The 20002-nt window shown below is 66.1% G+C and carries 18 protein-coding genes and 2 pseudogenes; 14 read left to right on the top strand and 6 right to left on the bottom strand.

The features are described from left to right. Window positions 1–21: 21 nt before the first annotated feature. From OIE69_RS42470 to OIE69_RS42515, 10 genes are all read left to right on the top strand, one after another. Window positions 22–870: an endonuclease/exonuclease/phosphatase family protein gene (locus OIE69_RS42470; RefSeq protein ID WP_326580823.1), complete on the top strand. Its 849-nt coding sequence runs from the start codon at window positions 22–24 to the stop codon at window positions 868–870. 176 nt (window positions 871–1046) lie between these two features. After that, window positions 1047–1781 (top strand): dTMP kinase, encoded by a 735-nt coding sequence (locus OIE69_RS42475; protein ID WP_326580824.1) that lies wholly within the window; start codon window positions 1047–1049, stop codon window positions 1779–1781. Window positions 1782–1898: 117 nt separating this feature from the next. Next, the gene (locus OIE69_RS42480; RefSeq protein ID WP_326580825.1) at window positions 1899–2822 is read left to right on the top strand and encodes a diiron oxygenase; all 924 of its coding nucleotides are present in this window, start codon (window positions 1899–1901) and stop codon (window positions 2820–2822) included. A gap of 368 nt (window positions 2823–3190) precedes the next feature. Next, window positions 3191–5407, top strand: coding sequence for an asparagine synthase (glutamine-hydrolyzing) (gene asnB, locus OIE69_RS42485; RefSeq protein ID WP_326580826.1), 2217 nt, complete (start codon window positions 3191–3193; stop codon window positions 5405–5407). A 61-nt stretch (window positions 5408–5468) separates the two neighbouring features. Continuing rightward, a complete protein-coding gene (locus OIE69_RS42490) occupies window positions 5469–6239 on the top strand; it encodes a hypothetical protein (protein WP_326580827.1) in 771 nt (256 codons plus the stop codon). Beyond that, window positions 6240–6536 (top strand): PqqD family protein, encoded by a 297-nt coding sequence (locus OIE69_RS42495; RefSeq protein ID WP_326580828.1) that lies wholly within the window; start codon window positions 6240–6242, stop codon window positions 6534–6536. Between the two features lie 67 nt (window positions 6537–6603). After that, window positions 6604–8745 (top strand): B12-binding domain-containing radical SAM protein, encoded by a 2142-nt coding sequence (locus OIE69_RS42500; protein WP_326580829.1) that lies wholly within the window; start codon window positions 6604–6606, stop codon window positions 8743–8745. Between the two features lie 54 nt (window positions 8746–8799). Beyond that, window positions 8800–9807, top strand: a complete 1008-nt coding sequence (locus tag OIE69_RS42505; protein WP_326580830.1) for an ABC transporter ATP-binding protein — start codon at window positions 8800–8802, stop codon at window positions 9805–9807. Further along, window positions 9804–10589 carry an ABC transporter permease gene (locus OIE69_RS42510; protein ID WP_326580831.1) on the top strand — a complete coding sequence of 262 codons (786 nt, stop codon included), beginning with the start codon at window positions 9804–9806 and terminating at the stop codon, window positions 10587–10589. Before OIE69_RS42505 ends, OIE69_RS42510 begins: the two co-directional genes overlap by 4 nt. 14 nt (window positions 10590–10603) lie before the next feature. Then, on the top strand, window positions 10604–11401 hold the full coding sequence (locus tag OIE69_RS42515; protein ID WP_326580832.1) for an ABC transporter permease: 798 nt from the start codon (window positions 10604–10606) through the stop codon (window positions 11399–11401). A gap of 93 nt (window positions 11402–11494) precedes the next feature. Here OIE69_RS42515 and OIE69_RS42520 read toward each other — a convergent pair whose 3' ends face one another. The 3 genes and pseudogenes from OIE69_RS42520 to OIE69_RS42530 all read right to left on the bottom strand — a co-directional run. Continuing rightward, window positions 11495–12304, bottom strand: a complete 810-nt coding sequence (locus OIE69_RS42520; RefSeq protein ID WP_326569999.1) for a transposase family protein — start codon at window positions 12302–12304, stop codon at window positions 11495–11497. 175 nt (window positions 12305–12479) lie between these two features. Continuing rightward, a pseudogene (locus OIE69_RS42525) lies at window positions 12480–12632 on the bottom strand (IS630 family transposase); the annotation flags it as partial. Beyond that, window positions 12629–12823 (bottom strand): annotated as a pseudogene (locus OIE69_RS42530) (transposase); the annotation flags it as partial. The pseudogenes OIE69_RS42530 and OIE69_RS42525, both read right to left, overlap by 4 nt. Before the next feature lie 144 nt (window positions 12824–12967). Between OIE69_RS42530 and OIE69_RS42535 the strand changes: the two are divergent. The 3 genes from OIE69_RS42535 to OIE69_RS42545 all read left to right on the top strand — a co-directional run bounded on the left by OIE69_RS42535 (window position 12968) and on the right by OIE69_RS42545 (window position 15797). Next, window positions 12968–13147, top strand: a complete 180-nt coding sequence (locus OIE69_RS42535) for a hypothetical protein (protein WP_326581571.1) — start codon at window positions 12968–12970, stop codon at window positions 13145–13147. 251 nt (window positions 13148–13398) lie between these two features. Next, entirely contained in the window at window positions 13399–15204 is a 1806-nt protein-coding gene (locus OIE69_RS42540) for a 2OG-Fe(II) oxygenase (protein ID WP_326580833.1), read from the top strand. Next, the gene (locus OIE69_RS42545) at window positions 15135–15797 is read left to right on the top strand and encodes a hypothetical protein (protein ID WP_326580834.1); all 663 of its coding nucleotides are present in this window, start codon (window positions 15135–15137) and stop codon (window positions 15795–15797) included. Before OIE69_RS42540 ends, OIE69_RS42545 begins: the two co-directional genes overlap by 70 nt. 175 nt (window positions 15798–15972) lie before the next feature. Here the strand turns inward: OIE69_RS42545 and OIE69_RS42550 are convergent, their stop codons facing one another. Beyond that, window positions 15973–16434, bottom strand: coding sequence for a helicase associated domain-containing protein (locus OIE69_RS42550; protein ID WP_392567641.1), 462 nt, complete (start codon window positions 16432–16434; stop codon window positions 15973–15975). 257 nt (window positions 16435–16691) lie between these two features. On the opposite strand from OIE69_RS42550, the gene OIE69_RS42555 reads away from it, so the two are divergent. Next, complete coding sequence (locus OIE69_RS42555) at window positions 16692–19337, top strand: TOTE conflict system archaeo-eukaryotic primase domain-containing protein (protein WP_326580835.1); 2646 nt, start codon at window positions 16692–16694, stop codon at window positions 19335–19337. A 109-nt stretch (window positions 19338–19446) separates the two neighbouring features. Here OIE69_RS42555 and OIE69_RS42560 read toward each other — a convergent pair whose 3' ends face one another. Continuing rightward, a complete protein-coding gene (locus OIE69_RS42560; RefSeq protein ID WP_326580836.1) occupies window positions 19447–19695 on the bottom strand; it encodes a type II toxin-antitoxin system RelE family toxin in 249 nt (82 codons plus the stop codon). Beyond that, window positions 19692–19958 (bottom strand): type II toxin-antitoxin system Phd/YefM family antitoxin, encoded by a 267-nt coding sequence (locus OIE69_RS42565; protein ID WP_326580837.1) that lies wholly within the window; start codon window positions 19956–19958, stop codon window positions 19692–19694. The genes OIE69_RS42560 and OIE69_RS42565 overlap by 4 nt, the downstream gene beginning before the upstream one ends. Between the last annotated feature and the right edge of the window lie 44 nt (window positions 19959–20002).

The raw sequence follows: 20002 nt of genomic DNA on the forward strand, positions 1-20002 counted from the left end.
GACCGCGCTAACGATCGATGGGTGAGTAATGTGAATCTGCAACTCGCATTCGGCATGGACGGTTGCCGGAGCACGCCTACCGCGCGGGACCGGTTGCGCGTGGTCACGTGGAACGTGCAGCACGCAGCGGTGCCGCGGATGCGCCGTCAAGTCGCCTGGTTGTGGGACACCCCCGGCACGGACGTGGTACTGCTCACCGAAGTGGGTGAGCCGGGGGCTCTGGTGCAGGAACTCGGCGAGCAGGGCTGGCAGGCTTACGTGGGGGAAGACGCCGGCGGCGACTACCGTGTCGTCGCGGCCGTTCGGGACCACGACGCCCAGCAGGTGGCCCACGAGGTAGTGATGCCGCACCGGCTGGTGGCTCTCCGGCTGCGAGTCGCAGGTCGGCCGGTCGGGGTCGCAGGCGTGTACGTGCCGTCCCGAGGCTCTCGGGAACGCCGGAACGAGGACAAACGGGCGTTTCAGGATGCTCTGAGCGTCCAGTTGCCATCTCTGGTGCACAGCCTCGGGCCGGGTCCCGTGGTGGTGGCCGGAGACCTCAACGTGGTGGAACCAGGACATCGCCCGCACCACAAGGTCTTCGGAGCCTGGGAGTACGACTTTTATCGGTCCTTCGCCACAGCCGGCCTGGCTGATGCCTTCCGGCATGCGCATCCGGACGCCGAGGAGCACAGCTGGTTCGGCCGACGCAGCGCCCTCGGCTACCGGTTCGACCATGTTTTCACCAGTGAGGCCTATCTGCCAGGGGTGGTGACATGCCGTTATCTCCACGAACCCCGGCTTTCCGGACTGAGTGACCACTCGGCCTTGCAGTTGGAACTGCTTCTTGAGGGTGAATCAGGCACTCACGCGGCTGCCTCTGATGTTTGATCATAGTCGGACAAATAGCCGTAAGTCCTAGTGTTTTGTCGATGTTACAGGAGAGTAAATCTCGTTAAGTGCTTGCCTTGGCCAACTTCGAAGAGCACCATGAGGATGGTGCGTACAGGGAGACTGCTGTTCGCAGTCCCTGACGTTTACTTACGTGGCCAACGGGGGAGGGGTAATTGACTGGCAAGTTCATTGCTCTGGAAGGGATTGACGGCGCGGGGAAGACGACTCTGGCGCGGGAGATCTCCGACTTATCCTATCCAGACTTATTCGCGGTCGAGGCGGTGCCGGAATTCCGTTTACCGGCCGATCCCGACGGGCGATATCTGTTTATTTCGCGGCGCCAAGAGTCGCTCACCTCTGAATATTCGGCAAAGCTGATGAAACAAGCCGCTACTATGCTCTGGTACAGCGGCGACTCCACCGATCTACCACCATCCTTCTGGGTCACCTTACAAGCCTCGTGGTTCACCGCTCATTCCGAGACGGTCCTGCGACCCGCCCTCGAGGCGGGGTACAACGTGATCGTGGATGGCTGGTTCTACAAGTTCTGGTCCAAATTGCTCGCCCAGGGTTACCGGCTGGAGCAACTGGAGACCATATTCGATGGTGTGCGCATCCCTGACGTCGTCGTCCTGATGGAGACGGACGTCGGCTCGGTCTTCGATCGGCGCTCAACCTTTCAGCCGAGGGAACTCGGCATGCACGCCGGCTACTCCCGGCTCAGCCGCGAGACGTTCATCGAATACCAGGAGCGCGGTCTGGCCAATCTGCGGGAGTTCGGCAGTCGCTGGAACTGGCGCCGTTTCGACCTGCCGCCTGGGGAAGAGGTCGATGTTTCCGCCAAGAGGCTGAGGTCTGTACTGCAGGCCGATCCAACGTCCGTGGATGTGCCGGACGCGGTGCTCTGAGTGGGGGGTGTGGGCGGACTGCGGAGTTACCGGGACCAAGCTATCGACAATCTACCCGCGATTGAAGGCGGAATCCCGTTAGGGGTATCCGAACCCGGCCTCACGCCGGCGTCCGGGATGGAGTACAAGAGCAGTTTCGGCAAGTGGGAGGAGCGGGCGAGCGTTCGGGTAAAGCCGCGTCGTGTCCTCGACGGCGCGTTAGAGGGAATTACGTTCTTCCCGCCCGAACTTGTCCCGGCCGCCTCCCATCCCCTCATCGAGGGAGCGGGACAACCGGGGGCCAGGCACCGCCTTCTGCTGCAACAGCTCTACAACTACTTATGCTTCACGACCGATTTGGAAACCGCTGCAGTCATTCCAGTGGTCGCGAGAATCGGCTCGGGTAGTAGCGGGCTCGACCTCCCGCCGTCCATGGAGTCGGACGCCTTCAAGATATCTACCGACGAGGCGTGGCACGCGCAGTTCTCCAGGGATCTTGTGGACCAGCTCGAGGCACACACGGGAGTGGCACGGCTCCGAGTGGGCGCCCCCGCATTCCTGGGCCGGCTCCGCGGCATCCGGATGACCTCCGAGCGGCATCTGCGGGGCGTTGACGATCTACTCTTCGCGGTAGTCAGCGAGACGCTCGTGTCAACCCTTCTATCGGATCTACCGAAGGATCGCCGCCTTCCACGGCCGGTCCGGGAGGTGGTAGCCGATCACGCCGAGGACGAGGGCCGCCATCACGCCTACTTCAGGGACTTCCTTCGCTATCTGTGGAGTGCGCTCGATGCCCGTCAGCGAAGCGCTGCCGGGGTGCTGGCCCCCAGACTGATCCGGGCTTTCCTCGAACCCGATTACACATTTCTCGGCGCTGCCCTCCTGGACATCGGACTCACGCGTGACGAGGTTGCGCAGGTGCTTGTGGAGTCTTATCCGGCCGATCGATTGGCCCTGGACATTAGGCAAGCATCGCGGGCAACGGTTCGGTACTTCAAGGAGGTCGGGGCCGTGCGAGACCCGGCGACGGGGGATGCCTTCCAGGAGGCCGGCCTTCTTTAACATCCTGGACTTTTAGGACCGTCCGTTTCCTTTATCGGTGCCGGATGGTGTTTCAGCGTGCGCAAAAATGACTTCTCGTCGTGTGAAATAAAAGCAGAATTGGGGCTTGAACTCTCCGGGTTTTCGTCTCTACGATGAATGAGTTCCTTGAGCTGGCCGGACCAAGTGTCTGGCGGTCTCTCACCGTACTGACGGAGAGGGGGTGTCATTCATGAAGAAGTACCAGAAGCCGCAGGCCAAGAAGGTCAACTTCAACGTGGTCCTCATGGACAACAAGTAGTCCAAGAGTCGGGGAACGTCATCCGGTAATCCCCGGATGGCGTTCCCCGGGCATCGATGGTGCGCCGCTTCATGGGTGGAGGACAGAAATGTGTGGACTGGGCGGCCTCGCGCGTCTCGACGGTCGAAATCTGGACGCAAGCGCAGACGGTATTCTGGAGGCCATGGCCCGGACACTGGCCCACCGGGGACCCGACGATAAAGAACTACTCCGGGACGGCGCCGTGGGGATGGCCTTCACCCGGTTGTCACTCGTTGATCCCGAAGGCGGAGGACAGCCTCTGATCAGCGATGACGGGTCCGTTGTACTCATCGCCAACGGCGAGGTGTACAACCATCGGGAGCTCGCCGGAACCCTCGCCGCCGGAACGGTCCTCCGGACGAAGTCCGACTGTGAGGTCCTGGTCCACCTCTACCAGCAGCGCGGACTGTCCTTCCTCGAAGACGTACGCGGTATGTTCGGCCTGATCTTGTGGGACCGGCAGCGGAACCATCTGCTCCTTGCCCGGGACCACTTCGGCGTCAAGCCGCTGTATTACAGCCGCAACCGGGAGCGGCTTGTCTTTGCCTCCGAGATCAAGGCCCTTTTCTCTGACCCTCAGTGCCCCCGCCAAGTGGCGTGGGACGACGCGCTCGCGAGCCCGGCACTGACCGCGGCTCCTGTCATCGACCACGCGCGGCCAACCACCTGGTTTGAAGGGGTGGAGTCCGTTCCCGCGGCCACCATCCTCGACATCGACCTGGCAGACGGCACGACCAGGACCCACACTTACTGGAAGCTGCCCTCGTTCAAGGCCGGCGCAGCTGCCGACGTGCAGGCACTGGTACACGACTTCCGGGAAATCCTTGCATCGTCAGTTTCCGACTGCGCGACGGCCGATGCCTCCATCGGTCTCTTCCTGAGCGGGGGAGTCGACTCGGCGGCCGTTGCTGCGCTGGCCTCGCAGACGGTGCAGCTGGAGACCTTCACCGTGCTGAGCGGTTCGACCATGGCGAACGGTGATGCGGAGCACGCGCACAGGATCGCCGAGAAGTTGGGGATACCCAACCATCAGGTCGAGTTCCACGGCTCGCTCGTTCCGACCGTCGACGAGTGGCAGCACCTTCTGTGGCTCACGGAGATGCCGACATGTGGCCCTGAGCAGTACTTCAAACATGAGCTGCACAGAGTGGTTAAAGCGGAGTTCCCCCACATCAAGGGCATGCTTCTCGGTGCCGCTGCTGACGAGTACTGCGGCGGCTACTCCGTGCTGACAGCAGCCGGAGGAGGTTGGCAAGGCTTCGAGGCGTCGCTTGCAGAGATGGCGCGTGGCGGTGCCACACAACGCCGGCCGGGACTCTCGGCCTGGTGGGAGGGCACCGAGTCCGGCCTGTTGACCGATTCGGCACTGGAACGTTGGGGGCCCGTCAGCGACCCCTACAGCGCATTCGTGACGGCCAAGATGCGGGATATCCAGCAGTACAACTGCTGGCACGAGGACCGCACCGCTGCCGGCAGCGGCATCGAGGCGCGAGTCCCCTTCCTCGATCGCAGACTCGTGGAACTGGTCTCCACGATCCCGGTGGGGCTGCGCGAACGACTCCTGTGGGACAAGGCCATCATCCGTGAAGCCGTGGGCGACCTGCTGCCACCGGAGGTGGCCCAGCGGCCGAAGGTGCCCTTCTTCTACGGCGACGGAACCCGCCACACGCAGCTCATGTTCACCCGGATGCTCGTCCAGGACGGCGGAGCGCTGTTGGAGATGGCCCTCGCATCCCCGCGCGGGCGCGAGTACCTCGACGCGGACCGTATGCGGGAAACGGTGCGGCATCTTGAGAAGGCACCGATGTCCGGCTACGTGGAACGGCTGCTTCCGCTGCTGAACCTGTGTCTCCTCGATGTCATGACCACCGAGCTGCCGCCTCCCCCCTCGGAGAGCGCCGCACGACTCCCCGAGATCCGCCCTCGGGTCCCCGTCACGGACTGGGACTCCGAGCAGGAGGGCCTGTCCCGTCGCGTGCTGACAGCACCAGCGTGGAGCGAGCGGAGCGTGCTGAGGCTCGCGGACGAGGTGACCCTTCTCAGGTCGTCCACCGACGACACCACCTGGTACCTCGCCGTGAACGGATCCCTGGAGTACGTCCTGGACGACGACAGCCAGGAATGGCTCGCCTTTCTGCGGAACCTGGACGGAGTGCATGCGGTAGACGAGGTGTGCGCGATAGCCGGCTTGTCGGTGGGACCCCTGGGTGCGCTGCTCGACGAGTCGGTCGATCTCGGCCTACTGGAAACGGTGGAGACGGACTCGTCCCTCTGTAAGCGCTGATCAGGCGGAGCCGTCCAGTCCGCGCGGTTCTCCCAGACCCTGCGACGAAGGAAACCCGAAAGTGTCTTTCGATAACTGCCTTGCCGAGCTTCGCTCGCGTGCACTGCTTCCCCATGGGATGAAGTCCGTCTTCGTCGGCGGCTCACTGGTCCGTGGATGGGGGAACGTCACCAGCGATCTCGATGTCTACATCATCACGTCAGAGCCCTGGTCTGGCCCGACCGTCGGCACGCAGGTTGTCGCGCTGGACCCGGACGCCATCCCCGTGGAGACCTTCTACATCGACGGCCAGCGCTGGGATGTCGAGTACTGGCTGGAGAGCCAGGTTGACCAGCTCCTCGGCAAGGTCCGCTGGCCGGACGAGGGGGAGACCACGGAAGTGGTGTCTGGGATGAACTTCTGCGAGAAGGACTTCCTGGAGCGCATCGGGCATGGAGTGCCGCTGCACGGAGCCGACTGGCTGGAGCGGACCCGAAAGGCTGTGGAGGAGTCGGCCTTTCGATTCCTGATGGCCGCCTGGATGCTCAACACTGCGGACAACTACGTCGAGGACGCCGCAGGTCAGCTGAAGTCCGGTGACATCGAGAGCGCCGTGCTCTCTGCAAGGATTGCCTTCGGCTTCACAGTCGACGCGCTCATGTGCAGTGTGGGAGAGACCGGACAGAACCCGAAGTGGCGGGCCCGGCGGGTGCGGGAGAGCGCACTGGAGGCCCTGCCGTTTGAGGCCTACTGGGCCGTCGAGACCATGCGGGATCTACCTCAGGGCGCTGAGCAGTGGGTGGAGAGCGTCCTCATGCTGTGTAAGCGGCTTTCGCTGGAGGTGGGTGCCTGAATGGCCGCCTCCGAATTTTCGAGATACGAATCCGTCCCCGTGGTCAAACTCGACGCACGTGTGCGCCGCTACCGGGGAAACATCATGGTTTCCGGTGCGCAGTCAGAGGACGTGCTCGAGCTGTCCGAGGCGGCCGAACGCATATGGCTGTGGATTGATGGTGGCCGCTCGATCCGGGAGATCGGGCGCATGCTGGCAGATGAGTACGAGGTGGCGGAAGAAGAGGCTTGCGCCGACACGGCGGAACTTGTCGAAGAGTTCGTTGAAGCGGGAGTCGTCGACCTCCATACCCCCTGATCGTAATTGCGAGAACACTCCATGTTCCAGCCTACCGAACGGGGGAGAAGTGATCGTTAGCCCAGACATGTCGCTGACTGAGAGGGCCGCTCGGTTATTGGACCGCCTGAGCGTGCCGAAAGCGAAGGCCGAAGCGATCGCGAGAGATCTGAACTTCACAGACCCGAATCGCATGCATGACTCCATCTCCGACGCGGCCAGCGTCGACCCGGAACGCGTCATCGTGACTGGTTCGCTCGACCGCCGCCTCGTCCTCGTGGACGCCGGGGGTTCAGACCAGTGGGTAGCTGCCGACCTGTCCGGACGCTCGCACGCCAGCAGGAGATGGCCGACGTGGACCGAGGGCCGCATACGCATTCACGAACCGGACACGTGGCTCTCGTCGGCTGACCTCATGACCGACGCGCTTACGAGGCTGATCCGCCCGCGCGTGCTGCTGGTGTCCCTCTATCATCCGGAGCACTTCCCGCTCCCCCGCTTCCCGCTGGCCGTCTCGGACCTTGCCCGTGCCGCGAGGGCCACGCTGACCGGTCAGATCCGGCTCATGGACATGCAGCTTGGGGTGACGCTTGAGGACATTCTCAAGGAGTTGTCGCGGGGAGGAACTGACATACTCGGCGTATCGGCGACGTTCGGCCAGCATGACATCATGCTCCGGCTGCTGGAAGAGACATTCGAAGGGACGGAGACGGGAGAAGCCCCGCCGCTGATCCTCGCCGGCGGCAGTCTAACGGTGCGCAACGAGCACACCCTCCTGGAGCGCTTCCCTCGACTACTCATCGGGCGGGCCGCAGGTGAGCCAACCATCCAGGATGTACTCGCCTACTGGCACGGTGATCTGAACCTCCAGCAGATCCGTGGCATCGGCTTTCATGGTGGCGCACGGGGTGATGGCGCGCTGGCCATCACGCCGTTCCGGCGGACGGGGGCCGTGGCCAACCGGCTCCAAACCGACTACTTTCCAGAGCTCGATCTCCTCGAAGAAACCTTCGTCCGTCGGGGAGTCGCCCAGCTGGAAGGGTCGCGCGGATGCACCAACTTCTGCTCCTTCTGCCCGCGCGGCCACAAGGGCACATGGGCCGGTGCCGTCCCGGAAACGTTTCCCTGGATACTGCAGGAAATGCGGCAGGTGTTCGATCGCCACCCTTCGACCTCCCGGACGATCTACTTCGTGGACGAGGAATTCGTTGGGCGTGGCGACGATGCCGTACCCAGAGCGCTGGCCATGGCAGAGGAGATCCACGACGCAGGGTTCTCCTGGGAGACCAGTTGCCGCATCGACCAAGTGGTGTCCCGCACGGAGGGGCGCGACTGGCATGTGGAACGCGCGACCATGTGGCGGGCCTTGGTTGAGCGGGGTCTGCGCCGTTGCTTATTCGGCATCGAGTCCGGCGTGACATCGGTGCTTGAACGCTTCAACAAGGAGACGACGGCGGAACAGAACGCCCTGGGAATACGGACCCTAACCGCCCTGGGCGTGCCGCCGCGCTTCACCTATATCACCTTCGACCAGCTCATGACGCTAGAGGAACTCGAGGAGACGTACCGGTTCCAGGGACGTACCGACCTGCTGCTGCATCCCGTCTCGCACCTGTCCGCCGAGGAGATCGTAGACGGCGTACGCGACGACGGATTCATCAGCAACAACACAATCGGGCGCCCTTTCTACCAGGCCATCTCCTACATGATGGTTTCGATGGAATGCCTCATCGGAGCGAGCTACACCAAGCAGGCGCAGGCCGCGGGGCTCCTCGGCGAGGTCAGGCCGTCCATGGGCCGGGTCGACGCACGGTTCAGGGACTGGCGCATCGGACGCTGCTCCCTCCACGCGCAGATGTGGATCGACAGGAACTTCGCGCTCGACTACACGCTTAAGTCGCTAGAGAAGGTCCTGGACGGCACTCCCCGGCATCTCCTCCGTGGTGCTCGGATCGTCATCAAGGACGCGGCCTACCAGCTGCTCGGGGACATGCTGTCCATCGCGCGGACATATGACCTGACGGCGCCCGCGGAACCGGAGTTCGACGCGGAGCTGACGGCTGCCATGGACCTCGCGCTCGCGAGGCTCGCTGAGGCTCTGCAGGTCACCTTGTACGACGTGGCGGCCGGAATCCCCGGCGACCTGCGGACGGTCCTTCACGGCGAGTACGAGGAATGGCGGCGCAAGTCCGGCTGGACGCTCATCAATGCGGCGGACTTCTGCGAGTGAGCCCGTAGCGGGGAACCACAGCACGCGAGTGGAATAGGAAGGTGTGGCGCTACCATGTACTCAAGTAGCCCGGCCATCGAAGCGTCGAGGCTGTCCCGGTCGTACCGGACGCGTACGGGCTGGCTCAGGCCCCAGCGCTCGGTGGTGGAAGCGGTTCGGGATGTGACGTTTTCCGTTGGCCGAGGTGAGTTGTTCGGCCTGCTGGGCCCCAATGGTGCCGGCAAGACAACCACCATCAAGATGCTCAACACCCTGCTGCTGCCGACCTCAGGTTCGGCGCGCGTGCTCGGGCACGACGTGGCGAGGGATGCAACGGCCGTACGGCGCCGGATCGGTTATGTCTTCGGAGGCGACCGAGGCCTGTACGACCGACTCTCCGCTTTGGACAATCTGCGATACTTCGCGGAACTATATGGCGTCGACCCCCAGCACCAGATGTCACGCATCGCTGAGCTCCTCGAAGCGGTAGGACTCACAGGCCGTGAACGGGAGCGAGTCGAAGGGTACTCCCGCGGGATGCGGCAGAAGCTGCACATCGCCCGCGGCCTGCTGCACAAACCCGATGTGCTGTTCCTTGACGAACCCACCATCGGCGTGGACCCCGTGGCCGCCCGTGAACTCCGTCGCATGGTCGCCGAGCTCGCTGCCAACGGCACTACTGTGCTCCTGACCACCCATTACATGGCCGAGGCCGACGAGCTGTGTGACCGCATTGCCGTCATTAGTGGCGGCCGTATTCGGGCCGAAGGCACCCCGGCTGAACTGAAGGACCGGGTCCGCAAGCTCGATGTGACGGAGATTGAGGTACTCAATGGCGTGAGCGACGAGGACCTGGTCCAGGTGCGATCCCTGGCCGGCGTCCGCCAGGTCACGATCGAGAGGCGCGAGGTCGCCGACATCATCCAAGTTCAGACGGCTCCATCGGACGACATCCATGGCGAGGTGATGTCGGCCCTCGGGGAACTGCGCATCGGCCGTATCCTCACCAGGGAACCGACCCTCGAAGACGCCTATGTGTCCATCGTCGCCGACGCGCGGCGTGATGGGGCTGATGCCGAGTGAGCGGTCGCATCGGATGGTATCTGCGTCTCATGGGCGTGGGACTGCGTACCCACGTGCTGCACATGTCCAGGTCGGGCTTCGAACAAGTGACGACACTCGTCTCGCCCCTCGTCTACGCCACACTCGCGGTGTACCTCTTCCGTGCTGGCGAGCACTCCGACCGGCTGCTGCAGGCCGCCGTCGGAGCCGGCCTGATGGGGGTCTGGTCCTCTGTGCTGTTCGGTTCGGGTGGGGCCATTCAAGACCAGAGATGGCTGGGCACCCTGGAGTCGCTAGTGGCCGCCCCGGCACCACTGCCGCTCGTCCTGCTACCGATTACCTTCGCCACCGCCGTGGTCGGGATGTACTCGATGCTGGCGACCGTGCTGTGGGGCGTCGTGCTCTTCGACGTCCCGCTGGCTCCCGCCGCCCCAGCGCTATTCGTGCCGGCCGTGGTGGTTGTGGTCGTGTCGTTGGGTATGACTGGCCTGCTCATGGCCGCCACCTTCGTGCTTCTGCGGAACGCCAATGCCCTGGCGAACGCCCTGGACTACCCGGTATGGATGCTTTCCGGCATGCTCGTCTCCACCACCGTCCTGCCAGCGTGGACCCACCCGATCACCTGGATCCTCCCAACGAGCTGGGGTGCCCGGGCCGTGCAAGCGGCGACCGGCGGAGGCGATGTGCTCTGGCCAGCTGCCATGGCACTCGTCACGGGCGCCCTGTACGTGGTGCTCGCGCTGGCGGCACTGGTGTGGGTCGAGAGACGGGCGCGTGACGCTGGCACGTTGGCACTGACATGAGCATCGGAGTCCCCATGGCCTATCTGGTCCGATCCCTGCGTCTTGTGGTGCTCGGCGGCGGCATCTCCTACCGGGCGTTGTTCAATTGGACGACGCCGCCCATGTTCGTAGGCACGCTGCTGGTGAGCCCGCTCTTCCAGATATTCTTCTTCGTGTTCATCGGACGGCAGCTCGGGGTGGCCGACGATCGCTTCTACCTCATTGGCAACACTGTCCTCGCAGCGAGCGTGGCTTGTGTCTACGGCGGCGTCATGGCTGTGGCCAACGAGCGCAGATACGGGACACTCGGGGCCGTCCTGCTCAGTCCACGGGCCCGGACCCTGCTCTGGGGAGGCCGAACGCTTCCCTATGTTCTGAACGGAATTTTGGTGATGGCGTTCATGCTGCTCACCGGCTCCCTGTTCCTGGGCCTCGACCTGCGGGTGACCTCCCTGACTGGCGTAACAGGGATCTTCCTTATGGCCGCGACGTCATGCACATTCTTCGGACTGGCTCTGGGGGCGTTGGCGGTGCGGCTCCGGGATGTCTTCGTACTGTCCAACATCGCGTTCACGCTGCTCATCCTCCTAAGCGGTGCCAATTTGCCTGAAGAAGCGATGCCAACGTGGATGCGCACGGTCGGTGCCTGCCTTCCACTGTCCCACTCCATCGAGGCACTGCGCGCGCTGTTCAGCGGTGCTTCCGCCGCTGCGGTGTGGAGCCATCTCAGGTGGGAAGTGGCTGTCGCCCTGGGCTACGCAATGCTGGCCATGACATTGCTCCGGTTCTTCGAAAAACGCAGCCGGGCCAATGCGGCACTGGAACTGATGTGAATCCACCAGCACTTGAAAATTCTGCGGGGGGCACACCCCCCATGCCGACCAACTGTCGACTCGAGGTCATGAGTGACGTTTTCTCAACGGTGATCATTTCCAATTTTCGTTGAGGACGAGGGCGGCGCGGGCGATGTCGCCGATCCTCCTGGGGCTGAGGGTGACGTGCTGCAGGGTCCGCCAGCGCTGCTTGAGTTCGGCGGCGGCGCGTTCGCCGAGCGCACGAATGCCTCTGATCAGGGCATTCGTGGTTTGCGTGTCCGCGTGCAGCGCCCGTTCGGAGCGGCCCTTGGGGCGTCGGACGGGGACGTGGATGCCGATGCCGGCGCCGATGTAGCCCTTGTCGGCCAGGGTGGGCAGGCCGTCGGCCGCGGCCTTGTAGAGCGCGGGAAGTGCGTGGATGCGTGCGGCGGTGATGTCGGGAGTGGAGCCGGGCTCGACGTCGGAGACCCACAGCGGGGTGCCGTCCGGGGCGGATAGGAACTGCACGTTCCCGCCGAACGCCTTGTGTTTCTGGCTGAACCACAGGTCGTTGCCGTTCTCGCGGACCCCGGCGACACGGTCGGACTTGATCAGGGTGCCGTCCAGGACCACGTGGGTCATGCCCTCGCGCCGGCAGCGGTCCAGGACCTCGTGCAGGTCGGGGGCCTGGCCGGCGAGGACGTCGATGCCTTCGTGGAGGTAGCGGTAGCCGGTGGCCTGGGAGACGCCGGCGTCCCGGGCCAGGCAGTGCACGCAGCCGCGCTCGCGGAACCAGCGCAGCACCAACACCGCCTGACGGAACGGCCCCAGTGCCCGCGAGCCCCTCGGCGTGCCGATCCGGCGCCGGTGCGCGGCCAGCAGCCGGGACAACTGGTCCACGACATGGCGCGGGACATCGAGCATGGCAACATAGGTGATCAACGTGAGGCCTCTGGTTACGCGGACGATCTTGTGGTGAGAACCGTCCTACCAGGGGCTTCACGTCTGCCCGACTCCGGGGCGAGTTCGTCCTACCTGCTTACGATCAGCGTGGTTCACGCGGCTTCGTGAAGATCATTTCGCTGAGAAAACGTCAGTGGCTACTGACTTTGGCTTGTCAGGGTGAGGCTGGGTCGTTGAGGGTCAGGCCGGTGCCGGCTATGAAGCCGTTGAGGGTGTCGGGCCGGTACTGCAGGCGCTTGAGCCGGTTGCGGACGAGGGTCTCGAGTCGGTCGAGGGCGACGACGGTGAGGTTGGCCAGGCTGCGCTGACCTGGGACTTCGACAGTTGCGTGACTCCGAGGGACTCGGCGAGTTTCTCGATCCGGCGGGTGGAGACCCCGAGCAGGTAGGCGGTGGCGACCACCGAGATCAGGGCCTGTTCGGCCCTGCGGCGTCGTTCCAGGAGCCAGTGCGGGAAGTAGCTGCCGCTGCGGAGTTTGGGCATGGCCAGCTGCGCGCTGGCCAGGTAAGAGACAGGGCCCCGTCGCTTTGCCGCGGCGGGGCCCTGTCAGGCGCGAGGGCTTCGGCAGGGACCTGCTCAGGGGCGCGCCCGTGCCGGGCCCGGGGGCATGCTGGTGGCGTGGACGAGAGCCGCGTGATCGTGATGCCGCCATCGCTGGGCGGTGGCCGGCGTGTCCGGGTCGACGGCGAGATCCTTGGCGTGGCGTACAACCTTCGTGACTTCCTGGAATTCGTACGGCGCGCTGGCCTTGATCCCGACATGGTCAACGTCGTAGACGAGGACTTCATCGAGTGGCGTGGCGGAGGCCCCGACGTGTGGTGACACTGATCGCCTGGCTCGCGCCCAGCGAAACAACGGCTCGCCCGGACGTCCCACTGTCCGTGGACAGCGACTTCGACGCCTACTGGCGCTACTACCACTAGCAACGCGATCACCTACGGTTCACACCATCCGCTACCGCGACATACTCACCCTCGCCGCATGACCAACAGCCCGGGAACAAGGACTGCCCGCGGCGTTAGGGTTTCCGGGACAGGCCATACGGCACGCTGGACCCCTGGGGACGAAACAGTATGGGACACGGAGCGCGGAAGCAGCTGGCGGAGCTGCTCGGCGACGCACAGCGGCGCGGGGACTTCAGCACCCGTATCGAAATGTCGGCCCGCGCGCTGAGCATCGAGGTCGACGGGGTGGGGGAACTGCCGCTGCCGCTGCGTGCCCCGGTCACCAAGAAACTGATCGCGCAGGCCCGGCAGGCATCCTTCGGCCGCGGCGAGCAGACCCTGTCCGACACCAGCGTCCGCGACACCTGGGAGATCACCCCGGACCGCATCACGCTCGGCGGCACCGACTGGGACCGCACCCTGGACGGCGTCCTCGACGGTGTCCGCACCGCGCTCGGTCTGCCGCCCACCGTCGTCCTACGTGCCGAGCCGCACGCACTGCTCGTCTACGGCAAGGGCCAGTTCTTCCTGCCGCACCAGGACTCCGAGAAGGACGACTCCATGGTGGGCACCCTGGTCGTCTCGCTGCCCTCGCACCACACCGGCGGCGAACTCGTCGTCTCGCACGCCGGCCGCAGCGTCGTCCACCAGGCGTCCCGGGAGAAGCTGACCTTCGCCGCCTTCTACGCGGACTGCCTGCACGAGGTCAAGCCCGTCAAATCCGGCTACCGCGTCACCCTCACCATGAACCTCCTCGCCGAACGCATCCGCCCGGCTGGCGAGGACGACGGGGACTCGGTCGCCGACCTGGCCCACTGCTTGACCGAACACTTCACCGAGCCGGCCGAAGAGCGCTACGCCTACGGCCGCCAGAAGGCCGCGCCCCCGAACCGCCTCGTGTACCTCCTCGACCACGAGTACACCCAGCGCGGCCTGGACTGGGACCGCCTCAAGGGAGCCGACGCCGCCCGCACCGCCCTGCTCCGCCAGGCCGCCGCAGAGACGGACTGCGAAGCGGTCCTTGCGTTGGCCGAGGTGAAGGAGACCTGGGACGCGCATGCGCCGTACGACCGCTACGACTACTACGGCGAGGTCGAGCACTACGACGACTGCGAGGACGAGGAGTGCGAGGGTGAATGTCTCCTGGACCCCGACGGGGAACCCGGTGCCGAGCGCCGCCGCAGCGGCGACTTCTCCAGCTACGAACTGAACGAGCTGATCGACGACGAGATCACGCTAAGCTGGTGGACCCGCCCGGACGGCACCGGCGGCGAGCAGATCAACCTGCCCGTCGCGTACGCCGAGGTGTGCGCCACCACCGAGAACAAGGACCTGACGCCCTACCAGTCCGAGTACGAGGGCTACATGGGCAACTACGGCAACACCCTCGACCGCTGGTACCGGCGGGCCGCCGTAGTCCTGTGGCCCCGGCAGCGCTCGTTCACGGCCCGCGCCGAGGCCGGCTCCGAGGGCGCACTGCGGGAACTTCAGGGCCACCTGGATGCCGGGGACCTCGACCGGGCGCGCACACTCGCCCAGTCGCTCGCCCCGTTCTGGAGCACCACGGTTCGGGCGAGGCGGCCGCGGCGCTCTTCGCCGCCGCCCTGCCCGTCGCGGTGGGACTGCGGGAAGCGGACACTGCCACGATGCTCCTCGCGCCTTTCGGGGTGGAGACCCTGGGCGAGCGGCACGCCCCGGGTCTCGCGGCAGCGGCCGCGCGGTACGGACGGACGTGGGCCCGCGGGGCCGTCAGCAGCTGGTTCGGCACGGTTGGCGCGTACACCGGGGCCGACCGCGCGGCGTGGCTCGAATCGCTGCCCGGCCTGTGCACCGCGCTGCGGGCCACCGACGGCGATGGGGACGCGATGGCCTCGCCGCTGGCCGAGGGTGCCTGGCAAGCAGTCGAGCAGCAGCTCACCAGCTGGCTCGACGTAGGCCGCGAGACGGAGCGCCGCACAGGCATGGAGGGGCTCGGCGCATCACTGGCCCGCGTCCTGCAGGCGGCAGGGCCCGAGACCGCCGACACCATCGCCGCCACGCTGCGCGGCCTGCCGGACACCGCCCTGGAATGCCTGCTCCCCGCCCTGCGCACCGCCGCCCGCCAGCCGACGACCATACGCGACGGCGCACCCGCCGCCCGCGCCTTCCAGACCCTCGCCGACCACTGCGAGGACCGGCTCGCCGCGGCCCTCACCCGCCCCGTACGCGCGGCCGACGACTGGTCCCTCACCCCGGCCGGGACATGCCGGACTGGCTGCGGACTCTGCCCCGACTTGGACGCCTTCCTCACCTCCCGTACCCGCCACGTCATGGAGTGGCCGCTCGCGAAGGACGGACGCCGCCACCTCCACAGCCGCATCGACCAGGCCGGCCTGCCCGTCTCCCACACCACCCGGCGCCAGGGACGCCCCTACGTTCTGGTCCTGACCAAGACGGACGCCGTCTTCACCCGTGAACAGGCGACCCGTACCCGCGCCGAGACCGACCTGGCGTGGCTGCGGGACAAATGGCCCCGGGCGTGCGGCTGAGAGGTGACACATCCGTACCTCTACCCGACAGCGATGACGAGAAGAGCGAAAGGTGCGGGCAATGCCGTTGCTTGAATGGCTAAACCAGTTTGGGTACGAGGGTGATGTCCTTCGGTTGGACGCGGCGGGTCGGTTTGAGCCTCCCTGCCCCGCCCCGCTGCCCGTCCGACGCCGCTTACGGCCAGCGCATTCCGATCTCGGAGAGCTGCTGCACCCGCTCCGGCGGCAGCGTGGCGGCCCTGCTGCGCTGGTTGCTGATCCACGATCCCAGTTTGAGGTCTCGTTCCTCCTGGCCGTGCCCGTCGCCGGTGACGATCCGTTCGACGTGTCCTCTGGGTACCTGGAGGTGTCCTTCTCGTTCGTAGTACTGGCAGGCGGCGGTGTAGTTCAGCGCCCACTTGTCGGCGTGTGTGCGGCGTGGTTTCGGCTTCTCGTCCTGGGCCGCGGGGTCGATCCCGAGGACGTTCTCGCACATCCACTGCTGGGCGCCGGTGAGCCGGTCCCATCCAAGGCGTTGTGCCCTGACCCACCGCCCGAGGTCCTCGCCCTGGTGCACGACCTGGCCCGGCGTTCTCGGCAGCACGCCGCGGACCTCCAGATGCTGGCGGACGAGGTGGAAGGCACGCTGCCACTCCACGGGCCAGGCAGGGCACCAGGAGGGGTCGATGTCCTCCAGCGGCTCGCGCGTTCTTCAGTCAGATGCCGACCTCGTGGCCCCGGTGGACGGGGTCGAGCGGTGCCAGGAGGTGCCCGTTCTCCTCAGTCCATCCACGCGCCGCGGTGAGTCTTTCCTCCCACGCGACGTCACATTCCCTCGATCGCCTCCGCGGGCGGGCGGGAATGGATCTCGGCGAAATCGGCCCCTCCGACGGTGCGAATCCGGATCATGGAGACGTGGAGGACTGGCACGTCTGCAACGACCCGGCCGAACTGCGCATCAGGCTCGATGTGGCGCTCGAGGAAAACGCCGAGCTACGCGCGAAACTGGCCGCGCTGCGCACCGAGAACCTGCGCCTGCGCACCCGGCTGGGAATGCCCACCGACGACGTCCCGCAGGAGCTACCACCGGTCCCCGAGCTTCCCGCACCGACTGTCGTCGAAGACGGGCAGGGCCTGCCGCACGTGGATGCTACTTCCGGCACGGAAGCGAAGATCGCACTGTTCCGGGCACTGTTCGCCGGCCGCGAGGACGTCTACGCCACGCGGTGGGTGAGTACGCGAACGGGCCGGAAGGGTTGGAGCCCCGCCGAGGACAACCCCTTCGCCAAGAACAAGAACGACGCCGAGCGTGTGTTCTGGCCGCTGAACGATAAGACCGTCTACAACCACCTCTCCCGTCCCGAGCCCGGGAGCCGGGAAGTACACCTTGGGCTGTACCCGCTGCTCGCCGACGACACCTGCCGGCTCCTGGCGGTCGACTTCGACGGCAAGGACGGCAGCGACTGGCGCGGCGACGCAGCCGCCTACGCTTCCGCCTGCCACCAGGCCGCTGTCCCCGCCTTGGTGGAGATTTCCCGCTCCGGGGCTGGCACCCACGTGTGGACCTTCTTCACCGCCCCCGTCGCCGCAGCCACCGCGCGCACGCTGGGGATGGCACTGCTGCGCCAAGCAATCGACGCTCGTGGGCAGATGACGCTGTCCAGCTACGACCGGCTCTTCCCCGCCCAAGACCTGCTGCCCACGAACGCCAAGGGCAACGCTCGGTTCGGCAACCTGATCGCGCTGCCACTGCAGGGAATCTCACGGCTGAAGGGCACCACGGTCTTCGTCGACCCGCAGACCTGGGAGCCGTACCCGGACCAGTTCGCACACCTGTCGCAGGTTGAGCGGCTCTCCCCAGCGCAGGTCGAGGCGCTCGTCGACAAGCTTGGCGAGGTCAAGGCGGGCCCGTCCGCGACCGCTCCGGTCCTGCCGCCCAAACCCCGACGGCGGGCCCTGGGCAAGGCCCTGGAACTCGTCGAGGCGCGGATGTCGGCGATGCTCGCGATCTCCACCAAGGGGTTGCCGGCGGCGTTGCTCGCCGCGCTCAAGCACACGGCGTCGTTCCACAACCCGGAGTTCTACCGCCGCCAGAGCCAGCGATACTCCACCTGGGACACCCCTCGCCTGGTCTGCTCCTTCGACGCCACCGACCCGGACTGGCTGAAGCTGCCGCGCGGTCTGCGTGACGAGGCCACCCAGCTCATCGCCGCAGCCGGCGGCACACTCATGATCAGCAACGAGCTCCCGGACGTCACACCGATCAGTGCCCGCTTCACCGGCGAGCTGACCGAAGTGCAGCGCCACGCGGTCCAGGCGGTGAAGAGCCACGCCAGCGGTGTGCTCGTGGCGCCGCCAGGCTCGGGCAAGACCGTGATGGCCTGCGCGCTGATCGCCCACCACCAAACGCCCACCGCGATCATCGTCAACCGCTCGGAGCTGCTGTCCCAGTGGCAGGACCGCCTGGACACGTTCCTTGAGCTCGGCGAGGGCCAGGTCGGCTCCCTCGGCGCGGGCAAGGACCGCCGCGGCCACGTGGTCGACCTGATCATGCTACAGACGCTCAGCCACCGCGACGCCCCAGACGGTCTCCTGGACGGCTACGGACTCGTCGTGGTTGACGAGTGCCACGCTGTGGGGGCGCAGGGCGCCGGAGCCGCGATCCGCAAGGCCCGCGCCGAGCGGTGGATCGGACTGTCGGCCACGCCGTACCGGGCCGATCAGATGGATCCGCTGATCACGATGCAGTGCGGGCCGATCCGGCATGAGATCGCCGAGACCAGTGCCTTCGCCAAGCACCTCGTCGTGCACCCCACCTTGTTCACCACCGACGAACCGGGCAAGGACGGCGCCTCCTTCCAGGCCATCTACACCGAACTCGCCGCGAGCCAGGACCGCAACGCCCAGATCGCCACCGACATCGCTGACGCCGCCCGGCGCGGACGGTGCAGCCTGGCCCTGACCAACCGTGTCGAGCACCTCCACCAGCTCGCCACCGCTCTTGCCGCACACAGCATCGAACCGCTGCTCCTGCACGGAGGCATGCCGCCCGCCGAGCGCGCCCGTGTCCGCGCACGACTCACCGACGAGAGGACCACCCCGCTGGTGCTGCTGGCCATCGACAAGCTCGCCGGGGAGGGCTTCGACGCACCCAGACTCGACACCCTGTTGCTCACCAGCCCGATCTCCTTCAGGGGCCGGGTCATCCAGCAAGTCGGGCGGATCATGCGGAACACCGAGACTAAGAAATCCCACGTCGAGGCGCACGACTACCTCGACGCCGATGTGCCCTGGCTGGAGCGCATGCACCACAAGCGCCGCCGGATCCTCGAACGCCGCGGCTTCACCGCCACCTCTCCCGACCAGCTGCCCCAGCCGCCCTCCCGCCCCGTCGTCACCGCCCGCCGCCGACCGGATCCCGCACCAGCCGCGGCGAACCCGCCGGTGGCACAGGTACGACAGTGGGCCAAGGACCAGGGCATGGATGTGCCTGATCGAGGCCGACTCCGCAGCGACATCTGGAACGCCTGGCGCGCAGCCCACGCCCAGGCGGTCGGCTGATCTATCACGCCACGAAGATGCATCGGGCACCGACAGCGTGATCAAACAGACTCCGGCCATCACGGCCCGACCAGCCGCTCGATGGCTTTGGGATTTGCCAGGCCCCCGCTCAGGAGGTGTGTCCTACATGCTCAATGTGCAGTGTGCTGTTCTGGGCGTCGATGCGGTACAGGATCCTCCACGGGCCGCTGTGTAGACGCCGGTGGCTGCTTCCCCACGCGCGAGAGCCTTCGGGGGCCGGATCATCTGCGAGCCGGTCCGTGGCATGCAGCAGTGCGTCCACGCCGGTGGGGTCGGCCTTCAGATGGCTGGCTGCCTCGTTGAGCGCTGTGGGCTCCCACGTGACGCTCCAGCTCACTCTCCGCTCCGGCCTGCCGCGTCGAGGAGTGCGAGACGCGCTTCGGCGTGCGGGACGGGAGCTGGGGTGATCCCCAGGGCCCTATCGCGCTCCAGGCGCGCAACGGCCAGGGCGTCTTCGAGGTCTTCCAGCTCCGCCGGGGAGATCAGGACGGCGGCGGGTGTCCCCCGGTCGGTGAGGGTGATGTGCTCGTGCTGGGCGGCACGACGCGCGAGGTCACCTAGACAGGCGCGGGCTTCAGCGATCGGATATGTACTTGACATGAATCTAGAGTACACCTACATAACACTTGGCGGTAGATCGCCGG

It is taken from the genome of Actinacidiphila glaucinigra (genome assembly GCF_035918135.1).
Lineage (GTDB): Bacteria > Actinomycetota > Actinomycetes > Streptomycetales > Streptomycetaceae > Actinacidiphila > Actinacidiphila glaucinigra.